The organism is Streptomyces sp. NPDC079020, assembly GCF_044542225.1.
GTDB lineage: Bacteria > Actinomycetota > Actinomycetes > Streptomycetales > Streptomycetaceae > Streptomyces.
The window spans coordinates 186,469-200,718 of record NZ_JBITUB010000002.1; the positions used below are offsets into that span (position 1 = coordinate 186,469).

At 70.7% G+C, this 14,250-nt stretch carries 14 protein-coding genes; 4 read left to right on the forward strand and 10 right to left on the reverse strand.

The window, feature by feature from the left end; all coding sequences use genetic code 11:
- The first annotated feature begins 3 nt into the window (after positions 1–3).
- Together ACIGJO_RS04805 and pyk are read left to right on the forward strand one after the other, a co-directional pair.
- Complete coding sequence (locus ACIGJO_RS04805; protein ID WP_399952125.1) at positions 4–1,278, forward strand: acetate kinase; 1,275 nt, start codon at positions 4–6, stop codon at positions 1,276–1,278.
- Positions 1,279–1,352: 74 nt separating this feature from the next.
- A complete protein-coding gene (gene pyk, locus ACIGJO_RS04810; RefSeq protein WP_399952128.1) occupies positions 1,353–2,783 on the forward strand; it encodes a pyruvate kinase in 1,431 nt (476 codons plus the stop codon).
- 96 nt (positions 2,784–2,879) lie between these two features.
- On the opposite strand, the gene ACIGJO_RS04815 is transcribed toward pyk, so the two are convergent.
- The 4 genes from ACIGJO_RS04815 to ACIGJO_RS04830 all read right to left on the reverse strand — a co-directional run bounded on the left by ACIGJO_RS04815 (position 2,880) and on the right by ACIGJO_RS04830 (position 7,053).
- Positions 2,880–4,184: a hypothetical protein gene (locus ACIGJO_RS04815; protein WP_399952131.1), complete on the reverse strand. Its 1,305-nt coding sequence runs from the start codon at positions 4,182–4,184 to the stop codon at positions 2,880–2,882.
- Positions 4,174–4,731, reverse strand: a complete 558-nt coding sequence (locus ACIGJO_RS04820) for a DUF6114 domain-containing protein (RefSeq protein WP_399952134.1) — start codon at positions 4,729–4,731, stop codon at positions 4,174–4,176. The genes ACIGJO_RS04815 and ACIGJO_RS04820 overlap by 11 nt, the downstream gene beginning before the upstream one ends.
- Before the next feature lie 94 nt (positions 4,732–4,825).
- Complete coding sequence (locus tag ACIGJO_RS04825; protein WP_399952137.1) at positions 4,826–5,479, reverse strand: DUF6230 family protein; 654 nt, start codon at positions 5,477–5,479, stop codon at positions 4,826–4,828.
- A gap of 599 nt (positions 5,480–6,078) precedes the next feature.
- The gene (locus tag ACIGJO_RS04830; RefSeq protein WP_399952140.1) at positions 6,079–7,053 is read right to left on the reverse strand and encodes a tetratricopeptide repeat protein; all 975 of its coding nucleotides are present in this window, start codon (positions 7,051–7,053) and stop codon (positions 6,079–6,081) included.
- A gap of 380 nt (positions 7,054–7,433) precedes the next feature.
- Here ACIGJO_RS04830 and ACIGJO_RS04835 point away from each other — a divergent pair, with 380 nt between their 5' ends.
- A complete protein-coding gene (locus tag ACIGJO_RS04835; RefSeq protein ID WP_399952143.1) occupies positions 7,434–8,063 on the forward strand; it encodes a TetR/AcrR family transcriptional regulator in 630 nt (209 codons plus the stop codon).
- A 135-nt stretch (positions 8,064–8,198) separates the two neighbouring features.
- Here ACIGJO_RS04835 and ACIGJO_RS04840 read toward each other — a convergent pair whose 3' ends face one another.
- From ACIGJO_RS04840 to ACIGJO_RS04855, 4 genes are all read right to left on the reverse strand, one after another.
- Complete coding sequence (locus ACIGJO_RS04840) at positions 8,199–9,899, reverse strand: methylmalonyl-CoA mutase (protein ID WP_399952146.1); 1,701 nt, start codon at positions 9,897–9,899, stop codon at positions 8,199–8,201.
- Positions 9,900–10,016: 117 nt separating this feature from the next.
- Complete coding sequence (locus ACIGJO_RS04845; RefSeq protein WP_399952149.1) at positions 10,017–10,349, reverse strand: DUF3817 domain-containing protein; 333 nt, start codon at positions 10,347–10,349, stop codon at positions 10,017–10,019.
- A 64-nt stretch (positions 10,350–10,413) separates the two neighbouring features.
- Positions 10,414–10,923 carry a MarR family winged helix-turn-helix transcriptional regulator gene (locus tag ACIGJO_RS04850; protein ID WP_399952151.1) on the reverse strand — a complete coding sequence of 170 codons (510 nt, stop codon included), beginning with the start codon at positions 10,921–10,923 and terminating at the stop codon, positions 10,414–10,416.
- 10 nt (positions 10,924–10,933) lie between these two features.
- Entirely contained in the window at positions 10,934–12,373 is a 1,440-nt protein-coding gene (locus ACIGJO_RS04855; RefSeq protein WP_399952154.1) for an MFS transporter, read from the reverse strand.
- A gap of 75 nt (positions 12,374–12,448) precedes the next feature.
- On the opposite strand from ACIGJO_RS04855, the gene ACIGJO_RS04860 reads away from it, so the two are divergent.
- Positions 12,449–13,432, forward strand: coding sequence for a DUF5937 family protein (locus tag ACIGJO_RS04860; protein WP_399952157.1), 984 nt, complete (start codon positions 12,449–12,451; stop codon positions 13,430–13,432).
- Positions 13,433–13,569: 137 nt separating this feature from the next.
- On the opposite strand, the gene ACIGJO_RS04865 is transcribed toward ACIGJO_RS04860, so the two are convergent.
- Both ACIGJO_RS04865 and ACIGJO_RS04870 read right to left on the reverse strand, forming a co-directional pair.
- Positions 13,570–13,863: an MTH1187 family thiamine-binding protein gene (locus ACIGJO_RS04865; protein WP_018492224.1), complete on the reverse strand. Its 294-nt coding sequence runs from the start codon at positions 13,861–13,863 to the stop codon at positions 13,570–13,572.
- A complete protein-coding gene (locus ACIGJO_RS04870) occupies positions 13,860–14,210 on the reverse strand; it encodes a DUF3817 domain-containing protein (RefSeq protein ID WP_266923948.1) in 351 nt (116 codons plus the stop codon). Before ACIGJO_RS04870 ends, ACIGJO_RS04865 begins: the two co-directional genes overlap by 4 nt.
- Between the last annotated feature and the right edge of the window lie 40 nt (positions 14,211–14,250).

Here is a 14,250-nt window from a genome sequence, read left to right on the forward strand (position 1 = left end):
GCCATGTCCCCTACGACCACCCCCACCGACGAAGGTCCGGCCCCTGTGGAACCCCATCGCGTACTCGTCCTCAACTCCGGCTCCTCGTCGGTGAAGTACCAGCTCCTCGACATGCGCGACCACTCCCGGCTCGCGGTCGGCCTGGTCGAGCGGATCGGCGAGGAGAGCTCCCGCCTGGTGCACACCCCGCTGAACGGGGGCGGCGCGGAGCCCCGCGAGCGCGCCGGCCGGATCCCCGACCACGAGGCGGCCCTGAAGGCGGCGGCCGAGGAGCTGGCGGCGGACGGGCTCGGCCTGGACTCCCCCGAACTCGCGGCGATCGGCCACCGGGTGGTGCACGGCGGGCTGCGGTTCACCGAGCCGACGGTGATCACCGACGAGGTGCTCACCGAGATCGAACGGCTGGTGCCGGTGGCGCCGCTGCACAACCCGGCGAACATCACCGGCATCCGTACGGCGCGTGCGCTGCGCCCCGATCTGCCGCAGGTGGCGGTCTTCGACACGGCGTTCCACACGACGATGCCGGAGCACGCGGCGCGGTACGCGATCGACGTGGAGACCGCCGACGCGCACCGTATCCGCCGCTACGGCTTCCACGGCACGTCGCACGCGTATGTCTCGCGCAGGACGGCACAGCTGCTGGGCCGCCCGCCGGAGGACCTCAACCTCATCGTGCTGCACCTGGGCAACGGCGCCTCGGCCTCCGCGGTGGCGGGCGGGCGGTGCGTGGAGACCTCCATGGGGCTGACCCCCTTGGAGGGGCTGGTGATGGGTACGCGTTCCGGGGACATCGATCCGGCCGTCACCTTCCACCTCAAGCGGGTGGCGGGCATGTCGGCGGACGACATCGATGTGCTGCTGAACAAGAGGAGCGGCCTGGTCGGGCTGTGCGGCGACAACGACATGCGGGAGATCCGCCGCCGGGTCGACGAGGGCGACGAACGGGCCGCGCTGGCCTTCGACATCTACATCCACCGTCTGAAGAAGTACATCGGCGCCTATACGGCGGTCCTGGGCCGGGTGGACGCGGTGGTGTTCACGGCGGGGGTCGGGGAGAACTCGGCCCCGGTACGGGAGGCCGCCATCGCCCCGCTCGCGGAGCTCGGCCTGGCGGTGGACGCCGATCTGAACGCCGTACGGTCCGCCGAACCCCGGCTGATCTCGCCGGACTACGCACGGGTGGCGGTCGCCGTGGTGCCGACGGACGAGGAGCTGGAGATCGCGAACCAGACCTTCGCCCTCATCGGACCGGACGGCGTCGGACAGGTCGACAACTGAGCACCCCCGCGCCCCTTTGTATCTTCCACCAGACGGAATATTCCGCAGCTAAACAAACCGATAGGATCCGCCTCATGCGCCGTTCCAAAATCGTCTGCACCCTCGGTCCCGCCGTCGACTCCCATGAGCAGCTCGTCGCTCTGATCGAGGCCGGCATGAGCGTGGCCCGTTTCAACTTCAGCCACGGCACCCATGAAGAGCACCAGGGCCGTTACGACCGGGTCCGCAGGGCCGCCGCCGAGACCGGCCGCGCGGTGGGCGTGCTCGCCGACCTCCAGGGCCCGAAGATCCGCCTGGCGAAGTTCGCCGAGGGTCCCGTGGAGCTGGTCCGCGGGGACGAGTTCATCATCACCTCCGAGGACGTCCCCGGCGACAAGTCGATCTGCGGCACGACCTACAAGGGCCTGCCCGGCGACGTCGCCAAGGGCGACCCGATCCTCATCAACGACGGCAACGTCGAGCTCAAGGTGGTCGCGGTCGAGGGCCCCCGGGTCAGGACCATCGTCATCGAGGGCGGTGTCATCTCCGACCACAAGGGCATCAACCTGCCCGGCGCGGCGGTGAACGTCCCGGCCCTGTCCGAGAAGGACGTCGAGGACCTGCGCTTCGCCCTGCGGATGGGCTGCGACCTGGTGGCGCTCTCCTTCGTGCGGGACGCCGAGGACGTCAAGGACGTCCACAAGGTGATGGACGAGGAGGGCCGCCGGGTCCCCGTCATCGCCAAGGTGGAGAAGCCGCAGGCCGTCGAGCACATGGAGGGCGTCGTCATGGCGTTCGACGGTGTGATGGTGGCCCGCGGTGACCTGGCCGTCGAGTATCCGCTCGAAAAGGTCCCGATGGTGCAGAAGCGCCTCGTCGAGCTGTGCCGCCGCAACGCCAAGCCGGTGATCGTGGCGACCCAGATGATGGAGTCGATGATCACCAACTCGCGGCCGACCCGCGCCGAGGCGTCCGACGTCGCCAACGCCATCCTGGACGGCGCGGACGCGGTCATGCTCTCCGCGGAGTCGTCCGTCGGCGCGTACCCCATCGAGACGGTGAAGACGATGTCGAAGATCGTCGTCGCCGCCGAGGAGGAGCTGCTGTCCAAGGGCCTCCAGCCGCTGGTCCCGGGCAAGAAGCCCCGTACCCAGGGCGGTTCGGTGGCCCGCGCGGCGTGCGAGATCGCGGACTTCCTGGACGGCAAGGCCCTGGTCGCCTTCACCAAGTCCGGTGACACGGCCCGCCGTCTCTCGCGCTACCGCGTCGCGCAGCCGATCCTGGCCTTCACCACGGACGAGTCCACCCGCAACCAGCTCTCGCTGAGCTGGGGCGTCGAGGCCCATGTCGTGCCGCACGTGGACAACACCGACGCCATGGTCGAGCTGGTCGACGCGGAGATGCTGAAGCTGAACCGCTACAACGACGGCGACACGATGGTCATCACGGCCGGCTCGCCCCCCGGCATCCCCGGCACCACCAACATGGTCCGGGTCCACCACCTGGGCGGCGGCGAGCGCGACTGATCCCTGTCCGCGTGACAGCCGGCTGTGGCCCGCACCCCGTCGTCCAGGGGTGCGGGCCACAGCCGTCGCGCGGCTCCCGTACGGTCCGGTGGGGTGTCAGCCGTTGCCGCCGGTGTAGAAGTTCTCCAGACCCGGCACCGTGAGCGAGCCGCCGAACTGGCCGGCCTGAACCACCTTCACCTTGGTGAAGAAGGCGAAGGGGACGTTCAGCGGCGGCGGGGTCTGCGGGTTGAACGTGATCGGGATGAGGCCGAAGAGGTTGCCCTTCAGCTCCTCCGTGTACATCGTCACCGTGCCGTCGCGGATCGTCGACGTGGACCCCGGACGGGACTTGACGTGGCCCGTGGTGCCGGGCACCGGGCCGGTCGTCAGCTGGTGGAGGTCCTTGATGTCGATCGAGCTCGCGGTGAACTTCAGCACCTTCTTGATGCTGCCGTCCGCCTTCCGCACCTCGACGATGCCCTTGTAGTCGAGGCCGTTGAGCGTGAGGAGCGACGATTCCAGGATCCACGGGTCGGTCGGGAGCAGCGGCAGGCCCTGCTCCAGGTCGGCCGCGGCGAGCGCGTCGGGGTCGGCGGTGGGGCACGGGAAGCGCGGCTTGGCGCCGTCCGGGATGTCCTCGTCCTTCTTGGGGTCGAGTCCCTTGACGTCCTCGTCGAGTTCCTCGACGTCCTTGCCCGCCCGGTCCGCCGCGTCACGGATGGCGTCCGCGGTCTTGTCGGCCGTGCCCTTCGCCCCGTCCTTCACCTGGTCCCCGGCCGGGTCGGCGGGCTTCCCGGTGGCGGACTCCGACGGCTTCGGGGCCTCGGTGGTGGCGCTCGGGGACGGGCTCGCCGTCTCCTCGTCCGGGCCGTCGAAGAGGTCCCGGAGAGCGTCGCCGACACCGAGCGGGTCGAGCGGGTTCTTCGACCTGGTGGGGGTCGGCGTCGGTGTCGGGGCGGCGGTCGCGGCGGACTTCTCCTTCGCCGTGTCGCCCGCCGGGCTCCCGTCCGCCGGTGAACTGGCCGAGGGCTTCGGGGCCGTGGTGCCGTCCTTGCCCGGCTCCTCGCCCGGCTCCTCGCCCGGCTCCTCGCCCTTGCCCGCCCCGTCCGTGGACGTGGCCGACGGGGACGGCGTGGCCTTCGGCGACTCGGACTCGCTCGGCTCGTCGGACCGGGTCACGCACGGGCCGGGGGCGAACGGGATGTCCGTGTGGTCGTCGGCCAGTGCCAGCTTGGGCGTCAGGCCCATGCCGACGAAGACCGCCGTGGGCATCGCGGCGAGCGCGAACGCCTTCTTGCCGCTGGGCATGTGCAGTTTGGTCAGCAGCGACTTCTTGGGGGCCGCGTGACGCGGTCCTCTTCGCTCGCGGAGTTCCCCGCCCGTGGCGGAGTCGGTCCGCTGTCCGTCGTCACCCCGCATGATGCCTCCCGCCATCGGCCTCGGCCGATGTGTCGTACCCGCCCTGCTGCTGGGGAACGGCCGCGCCGTGGAAGGCTTCCTCCTGCCGCTGCGCCTCGAACGCCCCGCTCGCGGCGGCGTCCTTGCCGGGTGCGTCCCCGTCCTTCGCCGGCTCGCCGGGAGCCCAGGAGATGGACAGCGCTCCGCCCAGCAGGGAGAAGAGGAAACCGATCAGGAATCCGCCGATGTTGGCGACCGGTATGGAGATCAGCGCCAGCAGGATCGCGGCGACGCCGGCGAACACCCGGACGATGTGGTGGAACCACATCGTCATGCCCAGCGTGATCAGCAGGATCCCGATGATGAGGGATCCGGCGCCGGCGGTGGTGGACATCGCCAGCGTCATATTGCCGAGGTGCATGTTGGCGTACGGGAAGTAGGCGATGGGTACACCGCCCACCATGGTGAACAGACCCGCCCAGAACGGCCGGTTACCCCGCCAGGTACGGAATCCCCGCCGGAAGACGGTGAGGTAGTGCTCGTTCTGCCCTGTGGACTCGGGGCTCATGGAAAACAGCTCCCTGGAACCGGTACTGCTGTGAGAAGAGAAAGGGTGGGCGGCCGGAGGCCCGCAGGGAGCGTTCCGGCCACCCGGGCGAGTGCTAGAAGCACTCCTTGACGCCCTTGTGCAGCTTCAGGCTCAGGTTGCTGAGCTTGAAGGTGCCGGCCGTGGTCGCCCAGGCCGTCTGCTCGACACCGGTCAGGACAGCCTTGTCGGCCCGCTGCGCGAAGCCGTTGGGGTTGGCCTGAGTACCGGGCTGGATGCCGATGCTCTCCGGGTTGTTCGGGTCCTTGAGGGAACCCGCCGCCACCCCGATGTCGATCTTCTCGAAGTACGCGTCAGCGTCGAGCTGCGAGATGTCGAGATACAGGTTGGTCGCCTTGACCGGCTTCTTCGGGTTCGTACCGGCGTTCAGCTCCAGGCTGACGCTGCCGAGACCGAAGGGCAGGTTCGGCGTGACCACCGACTGACACATGTTGGTGATCGTGGCCTTGCTGAAGCCCGACACCGCGACGGGGTGCGCCGCCGCCTTGCCCTCGAGGTCCTTGCCGACAGCGACGCTGCCGTACTGGACGAAGTTCTCACCGACGAGCCTGTCCGTACTGACCTTGAAGCTCTGGCCGGACACGCTGAACGACGCGGCGAGCGCGCCCTGCGCGAGGCCGACACCCACAGCCGCGGTCGCGACGACGCTCGGCACCATGACCAGAGCGAAACGCTTCCATCTCGTCCCACCACGAACCTGGGAACTCATAAATTTCCTCCTTCTCGGACGTACATCTCCGGATGAGCATCGTGCCCGTCCTGGGATGGGAGAAGTGCTACGTCCTCGGGAAGGAGAGCGCCCGTACCGGAGGCGCGTACCGCATCCGATTCACCGGCGATCACCCCCGAGCGACAACCACTGGCCGCGCGTTCCGCGCGGCCGGTCGGACAGGCCCTGCCGGTCAGCAGGAACCCCCCTGTCCGCAGCCGGCGTCACAGCCGCCGGCCGACCCGGTGGGGACCCAACAGGCCCTCCATCACCGGCTGGAGACCGGGACGCAGGTATTGGACCGAGCGTGGCCGATCGTGGTGCATTCGCGGCCGGGGCACAAGGGGGTTCGTTACTGGCTGGTAACGGCCCGATGGCCGAGGCGCGACCCATGGCCATCGCGCGGCCACACAGGGTGTCACGAAAGGGGCGAATGAATGGTGGGAATCGGGTACCGAACCGGACAGAACACTGAGTCCGATTTACTGCGAGTAACAGCACGTACTTTTATCAAGATTTGGTAAAGCGGAGGCGTCTCTTATCGTCCGGGAGCGAAAAAGGCCGCGGTACCCGACGGGTACCGCGGCCGTGTTGTCACATCAGAACAAGACCCGCGCCAGCGCGGTCCGCGCGGTGCTGACCCGCGGGTCCTCCGGGCCGATCACCTCGAAGAGCTCCAGCAGCCGCACCCGCGCCGCGTCCCGGTCGTCGCCGAAGTTCCGGCGGACCGCCTCGACGAGCCGGCCGAAGGCGTCCTCGACATGGCCGCCGACCAGATCCAGGTCCGCGGCGGCGATCTGGGCCGCCACGTCGGACGGGTCGTCGGCGGCGTCCTTGCGCACCTGCTGCGGGTCCATGTCCTGGACGCGGGCCAGCAGTTCGGCCTGCGCGAGGCCGAGCTTGGCCTCCGGGTTGCCCGGGTCGTCGACGAGGACGTTCTTGTACGCCTGGACCGCGCCGCCGAAGTCATTGGCGTCCAGCGCCTGCGCGGCCGCCTCCAGCAGCGCGTCGTACGGCCCCACGGGCGCCTCGGCCGGCTCCCCCTCGCCGGCCTCGGCCGCGTTCGGGTCGACGGCGATCCCGGTGAGACCGAACCGCTCCTCGCCGACCTGGATCAGCTGGTCCAGGGTCTCGCGGATCTGGGCCTCGGGGGCCGCGCCCTGGAAGAGCGGGAGGGCCTGCCCGGCGACCACGGCGAAGACCGCGGGGATGCCCTGGATCCCGAACTGCTGCATCAGCATCTGGTTGGCGTCGACGTCGACCTTGGCCAGCAGGAAGCGGCCGTTGTACTCGACGGCCAGGCGCTCCAGGAGCGGACCCAGCTGTTTGCACGGCTCACACCACTCGGCCCAGAAGTCGATGACGACCGGGACCTCGGCCGAACGCTGGAGGACATCGCTTTCGAAGCCGGCCTCATCGACATCGATCACCAGGGCCGCGGGCGCCACGGCGCCGGTGCCCCCCTTGCGGGCGGCCTCCGCGCGGGCCTGCTCCGCCTTCACCTTGGCCTCGCCGGCCGCCTTGACAGCGGCGAGGTCGACGACGCCGCTCATGGACATGTTCCTAGGCTGCATACGTACATCCTCCCCCCTGAGCACACCGTTCCGGAAAGCGATACGTGAACCGGTCCGCTCGGCCGCCCCGGCCGGAGTGCGGGGCGGACGGACGGACGCGGTGCCCGGGGCCCAGAGAAGACCCCGGTCGGGCCTTGTCGGGCCCGGTTGGGCCCCTGAAGACCCGGTGGGCCCCTGAAAGGCCCGGTGCGGCGGCCGGGTCCCCACCCGGTGCCTGTGGCTGTCGCTCGTTCGTGGCGCGCGGACGGCGGGACCGCCTTCCTTACGCTACGACCCGTAGCGTAACTGCCGGGTGCCCCTCCCGGACAGGAGGTATCGGTGATCTGTCTCACGGGTACCGGGCCCGGCCCCTTTCCCCTACTCACCGGTATGGTCACCGCATGCTCAGCCACGGCGACCCCGAACCCCCACGAACAGGACGCCCGCGCAGTACCGCGGCCGATGCCGCGATCCTTGAGGCGACACGCGAGTCCCTGGTCGACCTCGGCTGGTCGAAACTGACGATGGGTGATGTGGCGAGCCGGGCGGGGGTCGCCAAGACGACCCTCTACCGGCGCTGGGCGGGCAAGAACGAACTGGTCGTGGACGCGGTGGCGGTCCTCTTCGACGAGCTGGAACTCCCGGACCGGGGCAGCCTCGCGGCCGATGTGCGGGGCGTGGTGCTCCAGTTCGCGGCGCTGCTGGAGCGGCCCGAGACCAGGACCGCGCTGATGGCGGTGGTAGCCGAGTCGACCCGGGACGAGCTGCTGCGCGAGCGCATCAGATCGACGATCGTCGACCGGCAGAAGCGGCTCGTGATCCTCGGGCGGGAGCGCGCACAGGCGCGCGGCGAGCTGAGTTACGAGAACGACGCCGCCTCCGCCGCCCGCAACGCGGACCTGATCTTCGACGTGATCGCGGGCGCCGTGGTGCACCGGACGCTGGTGAGCGCCGAGCCGGTGGACGCCGAGTGGGCGGACAGCTTCACCTCGCTGCTGCTGCTGGGACTGGCCGGCGCTCAGACCTGGTAGCGGCCGGGCCTGGCGCGGGGGCGCACGCGGGGCGGTGACACACGCAGGGCAGGGGCGCACGCGGGGCGGTGACACACGCGGGGCGGGGGCGGTCCCGGACGGCCCGGCCCCGCCCCCGTACGACGGCCGGCGGTCTCAGAAGCCCGGCGGCTCCGTGTAGGTGCCCCACTCCTCGCGCAGGACCCCGCAGATCTCGCCGAGCGTCGCCTCGGCGCGTACGGCGTCCAGCATCGGCGCGATCATGTTCGAGCCGTCACGGGCGGCGGCCAGCATCGCGTCCAGCGCGGCGCTCACCGCCGCGTCGTCGCGGGCGCCCTTGCGGCCGCCGAGCTGGCGCACCTGCTCGCGCTCGACCTCGTGGCTGACGCGGAGGATCTCCAGGTCGCCGGTGACGGAGCCGTGGTGGACGTTGACGCCGACGACCCGCTTGTCGCCCTTCTCCAGCGACTGCTGGTACTGGAAGGCGGACTCGGCGATCTCCCCGGTGAACCAGCCGTCCTCGATGCCGCGCAGGATGCCGGAGGTGATCGGCCCGATCGGGTGCTGTCCGTCCGGGTGGGCCCGGGTGCCGCGCTCCTTGATCCGGTCGAAGATCTTCTCGGCGTCGGCCTCGATCCGGTCGGTGAGCTGCTCGACGTACCAGGAACCGCCCAGCGGGTCGGCGACATTGGCGACGCCGGTCTCCTCCATCAGCACCTGCTGGGTGCGCAGGGCGATCTCGGCCGCCTGCTCGGAGGGGAGGGCGAGGGTCTCGTCGAGGGCGTTGGTGTGCAGCGAGTTGGTGCCGCCGAGGACGGCGGAGAGCGCCTCGACGGCGGTGCGCACGACGTTGTTGTACGGCTGCTGGGCGGTGAGGGAGACCCCGGCCGTCTGGGTGTGGAAGCGCAGCCACTGCGCCTTGTCGGTCTTCGCGCCGTACGTCTCCTTCATCCAGCGGGCCCAGATCCGGCGCGCGGCACGGAACTTGGCGATCTCCTCGAAGAAGTCGAGGTGCGCGTCGAAGAAGAAGGAGAGCCCGGGGGCGAAGGTGTCGACGTCGAGCCCGCGGGAGAGGCCGAGCTCCACGTATCCGAAGCCGTCGGCCAGGGTGTACGCCAGCTCCTGCGCGGCCGTCGCCCCGGCCTCGCGGATGTGGTAGCCGGAGACGGAGAGCGGCTTGTAGGCGGGGATGTCGCGGGCGCAGTGCTCCATCAGGTCGCCGATGAGGCGCAGATGGGGCTCGGGCTGGAAGAGCCACTCCTTCTGCGCGATGTACTCCTTGAAGATGTCGGTCTGGAGCGTGCCGTTGAGCACACCCGGGTCGACGCCCTGGCGCTCGGCGGCGACCAGGTACATGCAGAAGACGGGGACGGCGGGGCCGCTGATCGTCATCGAGGTGGTGACATCGCCGAGCGGGATGTCCTTGAAGAGGACCTCCATGTCGGCGGCGGAGTCGATGGCGACGCCGCAGTGCCCGACCTCGCCGAGCGCGCGGGGGTCGTCGGAGTCGCGGCCCATGAGCGTCGGCATGTCGAAGGCGACGCTGAGTCCGCCGCCGCCGTTGGCCAGGATCGTCTTGTAGCGCTCATTGGTCTGCTCGGCGTTGCCGAAGCCGGCGAACTGGCGGATGGTCCAGGTGCGGCCCCGGTAGCCGGTCGGGTGGAGTCCCCGGGTGAAGGGGTACTCGCCGGGCCAGCCGATCCGCTCGAATCCCTCGTACGTGTCACCGGGACGGGGCCCGTACACGGGCTCCACCGGGTCCCCGGAGAGGGTGGTGAAGTCCGCGTCGCGCTTGCGGGCCTTGTCGTAACGGGCCTGCCAGCGGCGGCGGCCTTCCTCGATCGCGTCAGCGTCCATACCTCGAATTTACTAGGACGTCCTAGTAAATGTCGATGGCAAACCGCCCGGTGCTTTCGCACAGGGCGGTCCGGGGTGGTGCGGGTGGTGCGGGCCGGTGCCGGTGACGGGCGCCGGTCAGGCCTTCGCGGTCACCGGGGAGCTGTCCGTGATCAGCGGCTCGACCTCGCGGACGACGTTGCGTTCCACGAAGAACGCCGCCGTCGGGATCGTGCCGGAGACCAGCACCCAGAGCAGTTTTCCGACCGGCCACTTCGCCTTGGAGCCGAGATCGAAGGCGAAGATCAGGTAGATGATGTAGAGCACGCCATGGATCTGCGAGACCACGAGGGTGACGCCCTCACCGGTGTCGAATCCGTACTTGAAGACCATGCACAAGCAGAGGATCAACAACATGACGGCGGTGACGTATGCCATCACCCGATAGCGGGTCAGCACGCTGCGTTTCATGGCATCGAGCGTAGCCGGACCGCCGGGGCGATCTTGCAGCGCCCCGTCCCGCAGCGCGCCTGGACTACTGCTCCTCGAAATCGTGTGCGGCGACCCGCAACGGGCGCAGCATGGCGAAGATCTCGGCGCACTCCTCGGAGTCGTAGGCCCCGAGTCCGAAGTCCATCGCCACCAGGTCCCGGGTGGCCTTCTCGACCACCTCACGGCCCTTGGGGGTGATGGAGGCGAGGGTGCCCCGCCCGTCGTTCGGGTTGGGGCGCTTGCCGACCAGCCCGGACTTCACCAGCCGGTCCACGGTGTTGGTCACGGAGGTGGGGTGCACCATCAGCCGCTCGCCGATCTTGGACATCGGCAGCTCGCCCGCCTTGGAGAAGGTGAGCAGCACCAGCGCCTCGTACCGGGCGAAGGTCAGCCCGTACGGCCTGACGACCGCGTCGACCTCGGCGAGCAGGATCTGCTGGGCCCGCATGATCGAGGTGATCGCCCCCATCGCGGGCATGGGTCCCCAGCGCTGGTGCCAGAGCTCTTCGGCACGGGCGATGGGATCGAAGGGAAGGCTGAGCGGCTTCGGCACGGCACCGACCTTACCGACTGGTCATATGCCGGTCAGCAGTGTCTCGCCCTTCGGTACCGGGGACCGGTGCGGGGGCGGTTGCGCGGACCTCGGCGACCAGCAGGAGCGTGCACACGGTGCCGATGATCCCGGCCCCGGTCACCACCTGGTGCACGGGGAAGAACTCGGCGGCCAGCCCTGCCAGTGCCATGCCGATGCCCTGGCCCGTCATCAGGCCGGCGGTGAGCAGGGTCATGGCCCGGCCGCGCAGTTCCGGCGGGACGGCGTCGACGAACCACTGGTCGAGCCCGATGATGTACGCCGAGCCCGCCCCGGCCAGCGCGAGGGCCGCCACGGTCAGGACCATGCCGGGGCGGACCGCGTACACGAGCAGCGGCAGCAGCCCGGCCGCGGCGGCCGGCAGCACGATCCTGGACCGGGTACGGGGGCCGAGCGCGGCCCCCACGTACAGCTCGGCCCCGATGTGTCCGACCGCCATCGCGCACATCATCAGTCCGAGGGCGGCCGGTCCCGCGCCGATCGCGTCCGCGTACGGGGCGGCGAGGGCCTCCGGGGCGACGACGAACAGGGCGGGCACCCAGAAGAGCAGCATCAGTGCCCGGATCCTGCGGTCGCCGAGCACGGTACGGGCCCCGGCCAGCGACTCCTTGAGCAGCGCGCCGCCCCCGCCGCTCCGGGCGGGCCGGTGGCGGGTGCCGAAGCGGAGCAGCAGCGCCGAACAGAGGAACGTACCGACGGTGATCGTGATCGCCCCGCGCGGGGACACCACGGCGAGCAGGAGTCCGCCCGCGCCGAAGCCGATGAGGGCCGCGCTCTGCGAGACGATCCGCAGCAGCGAGCGGCCCAGCACGAAGAGGTCCCCGTCGCCGAGGACGTCGGTGAGGGCGGCCATCCGGGTCCCGGTGAACACGGGCGCCACCGCGGCGACCAGACAGCGCAGGGCCAGCAGCCCTGCCACGGGAGTGCCGGGCAGGACCATCACGGCGACGCAGGCGGCGCAGATCAGGTCGCAGGTGACGAGGACCCGGCGGGCCGGGTAGCGGTCGGCGACCCCGGCGAAGAGGGTGCCGCCCACGAGGTACGGGAGAAAGCCGAGCGCGAAGGTGAGGGCGCTGAGCAGGGGCGAGCCGGTGAGGTTGTAGACGAGCACGGTGAGGGCGAGCTCGCTGACGGTGACGCCGAGGAGCGAGAGGAGGTGTGCGGCGAAGACGGCCCGGAACTCCCGCACGGCGAACACGGACCGGTAGCCGCGTCCGGGTGCCGGGGCGGTGGGACCGGGGCCGGGGGCGGCGGCGGGAAGGGCGGGGGCCGGACCGGGGGCCTCCCGGAGCGGCGCCGCGGGGCCCGGGTCGGAGTGGGCGGCGCGCTCCGGGGGCGCAGCCGTGGGCGGTACCTCGGGGGCGGGCTGGTCGCGGGGTGTGCCCGCCGGGGTGTCGGTATCGCTCGGCATGGGGGCGAGCCTGTCCCGGCGGCGGCGGCCGTCGTTAGACTTTCGGCTGACACCGAATCTTCGCGAGGCCCCGGTATGCCCTTCCAGCTGCACTTCGACGAGGCGGATCTGGTGCGCTGCCGCTTCGCGCTCTCGCCGCTCTGGGAGACCCAGGAGGCGGTGCGCACCCTGGACCGCGCCTACCGCCACGGTTACCACCTGCCGTGGCTGCGGCGGATCCGCGAGGAGGCCGCGGCACTGGACCTCTCACCGCTGTGGCGGCTCATGCCGGACGGCGGCCACAACCCGGACTTCATCTGCCCACCGCCGCTCGGCCCCCTCGCCTCGTTCGAGGAGGAGATCGCGGGGGTCCGGTCGGTCGATCCGGAGGTCGCGCGGGCGGACATGGCGCTGGCCCTGGCGGACCGGCCCGGCGGCCTGGCCTCGGCCGCCGGGCAGCGGATGCTGGCCGATCCCGCACGGACCGTCCAGGAGCTGGCCGATCTGCTGGAGCGGGCGTGGCGGACCCTGGTCGAGCCGCACTGGCCGCGGCTGCGCGCCCTGCTGGAGGCCGATATCGCCTACCACTCGCGGCGTCTGGCGGAGGTCGGCTTCGAGCGGCTGCTGAGCGAGGTGAGTCCGCAGCTGCGCTGGACGAAGTCCACGCTCACCATCGTCGGGACCCGGGGGCACCACGCCCGGGTCCTCGGCGGGCAGGGGCTCGTCCTGATGCCGAGCGCCTTCGTCTGGCCGGAGGTGGTCGGGGGGTACGAGGAGCCCTGGCTGCCGGCGGTGATCTATCCGGCGCGCGGGATCGGCGGGCTGTGGAGCGAGGCCGGCGACCGGACGCCCGACGCCCTCGCCCGGCTGCTGGGCCGCGCGCGGGCCGAGGTGCTGTGCGCGCTGGACGAGCCGGCCGGGACGACCGCGCTGGCCCACCGCCTCGCGCTGGCCCCCTCCTCCGTATCGGCGCATCTGTCGGTGCTGCGCGGGGCGGGGCTGCTGGTCTCGCGGCGGTACGGGCACCAGGTGCTCTACGAGCGCACCCCGCTCGGGATCGCGCTGGCGGCGTCGGCCTGAGCGGGTGATGGTGAGCGGGCGGCGGAGACCGCATGACAGTGAGCGCGCGGCGGTGGGCGCATGACGCGCGAAGCCCCCGGCCGTGTGGCACCGGGGGCTCGTCGGGTGAACGCGGAGGGCTGCTCCGGGGGCGGGCGTCAGGGCGCCAGATAGCGCTCGACCGTCTCCACCTTGGAGGTCAGACCGTCGGTGACACCCGGGCGGATGTCGGCCTTCAGCACCAGGGAGACGCGTCCGGCACGGGCCTCGACGGCGGCGACGGCCCGCTTGACGACGTCCATGACTTCGTCCCACTCACCTTCGACGGAGGTGAACATGGCGTCCGTGCGATTGGGCAGTCCGGACTCGCGGACGACCCGTACGGCATCGGCGACGTACTCACCGACGTCCTCGCCGACGCCCAGCGGGGAGACCGAGAAGGCGACGATCACGCGCTGACCACCCCTTCGCGGCGGGCGCGGGCGGCGATGGCGCCGTCGGCCTCGTACCGCTTGAGGAGCTTGTCGCCGTAGAGCCCGCCGAACGGGAGCAGCGACAGCACGAAGAACAGGGCGACGCGCTTCAGCGGCCACTTGGTCTTGGCCCATACGTCGAGCAGCAGCACGGCGTAGATCACGAAGAGCACACCGTGCAGGATGCCGAGCGGCATCATCAGGAAGTCGATGTCCGAGACGCGGCTGAGGATGGAGCCGAAGAGGATCAGGGCCGGGAAGGACAGCGCCTCGGGAATCGAGATGAGGCGCAGCCGGTGCAGGGCGGTAGCGGTCTTGATGTCCACGGGGGCACCTTCGGTGGGAGGGTCGTGACGGCTTGTGAAC

Coding starts and splice junctions, on each gene's coding strand:
- ACIGJO_RS04840 (WP_399952146.1), bottom strand. CDS start 9,899: ATGGACGCTGACGCGATCGAGGAAGGCCGCCGCCGCTGGCAGGCCCGT.
- ACIGJO_RS04825 (WP_399952137.1), bottom strand. CDS start 5,479: ATGAGTTCCCAGGTTCGTGGTGGGACGAGATGGAAGCGTTTCGCTCTG.
- ACIGJO_RS04820 (WP_399952134.1), bottom strand. CDS start 4,731: ATGAGCCCCGAGTCCACAGGGCAGAACGAGCACTACCTCACCGTCTTC.
- ACIGJO_RS04835 (WP_399952143.1), top strand. CDS start 7,434: ATGCTCAGCCACGGCGACCCCGAACCCCCACGAACAGGACGCCCGCGC.
- ACIGJO_RS04855 (WP_399952154.1), bottom strand. CDS start 12,373: ATGCCGAGCGATACCGACACCCCGGCGGGCACACCCCGCGACCAGCCC.
- ACIGJO_RS04860 (WP_399952157.1), top strand. CDS start 12,449: ATGCCCTTCCAGCTGCACTTCGACGAGGCGGATCTGGTGCGCTGCCGC.
- pyk (WP_399952128.1), top strand. CDS start 1,353: ATGCGCCGTTCCAAAATCGTCTGCACCCTCGGTCCCGCCGTCGACTCC.
- ACIGJO_RS04845 (WP_399952149.1), bottom strand. CDS start 10,349: ATGAAACGCAGCGTGCTGACCCGCTATCGGGTGATGGCATACGTCACC.
- ACIGJO_RS04815 (WP_399952131.1), bottom strand. CDS start 4,184: ATGCGGGGTGACGACGGACAGCGGACCGACTCCGCCACGGGCGGGGAA.
- ACIGJO_RS04805 (WP_399952125.1), top strand. CDS start 4: ATGTCCCCTACGACCACCCCCACCGACGAAGGTCCGGCCCCTGTGGAA.
- ACIGJO_RS04830 (WP_399952140.1), bottom strand. CDS start 7,053: ATGCAGCCTAGGAACATGTCCATGAGCGGCGTCGTCGACCTCGCCGCT.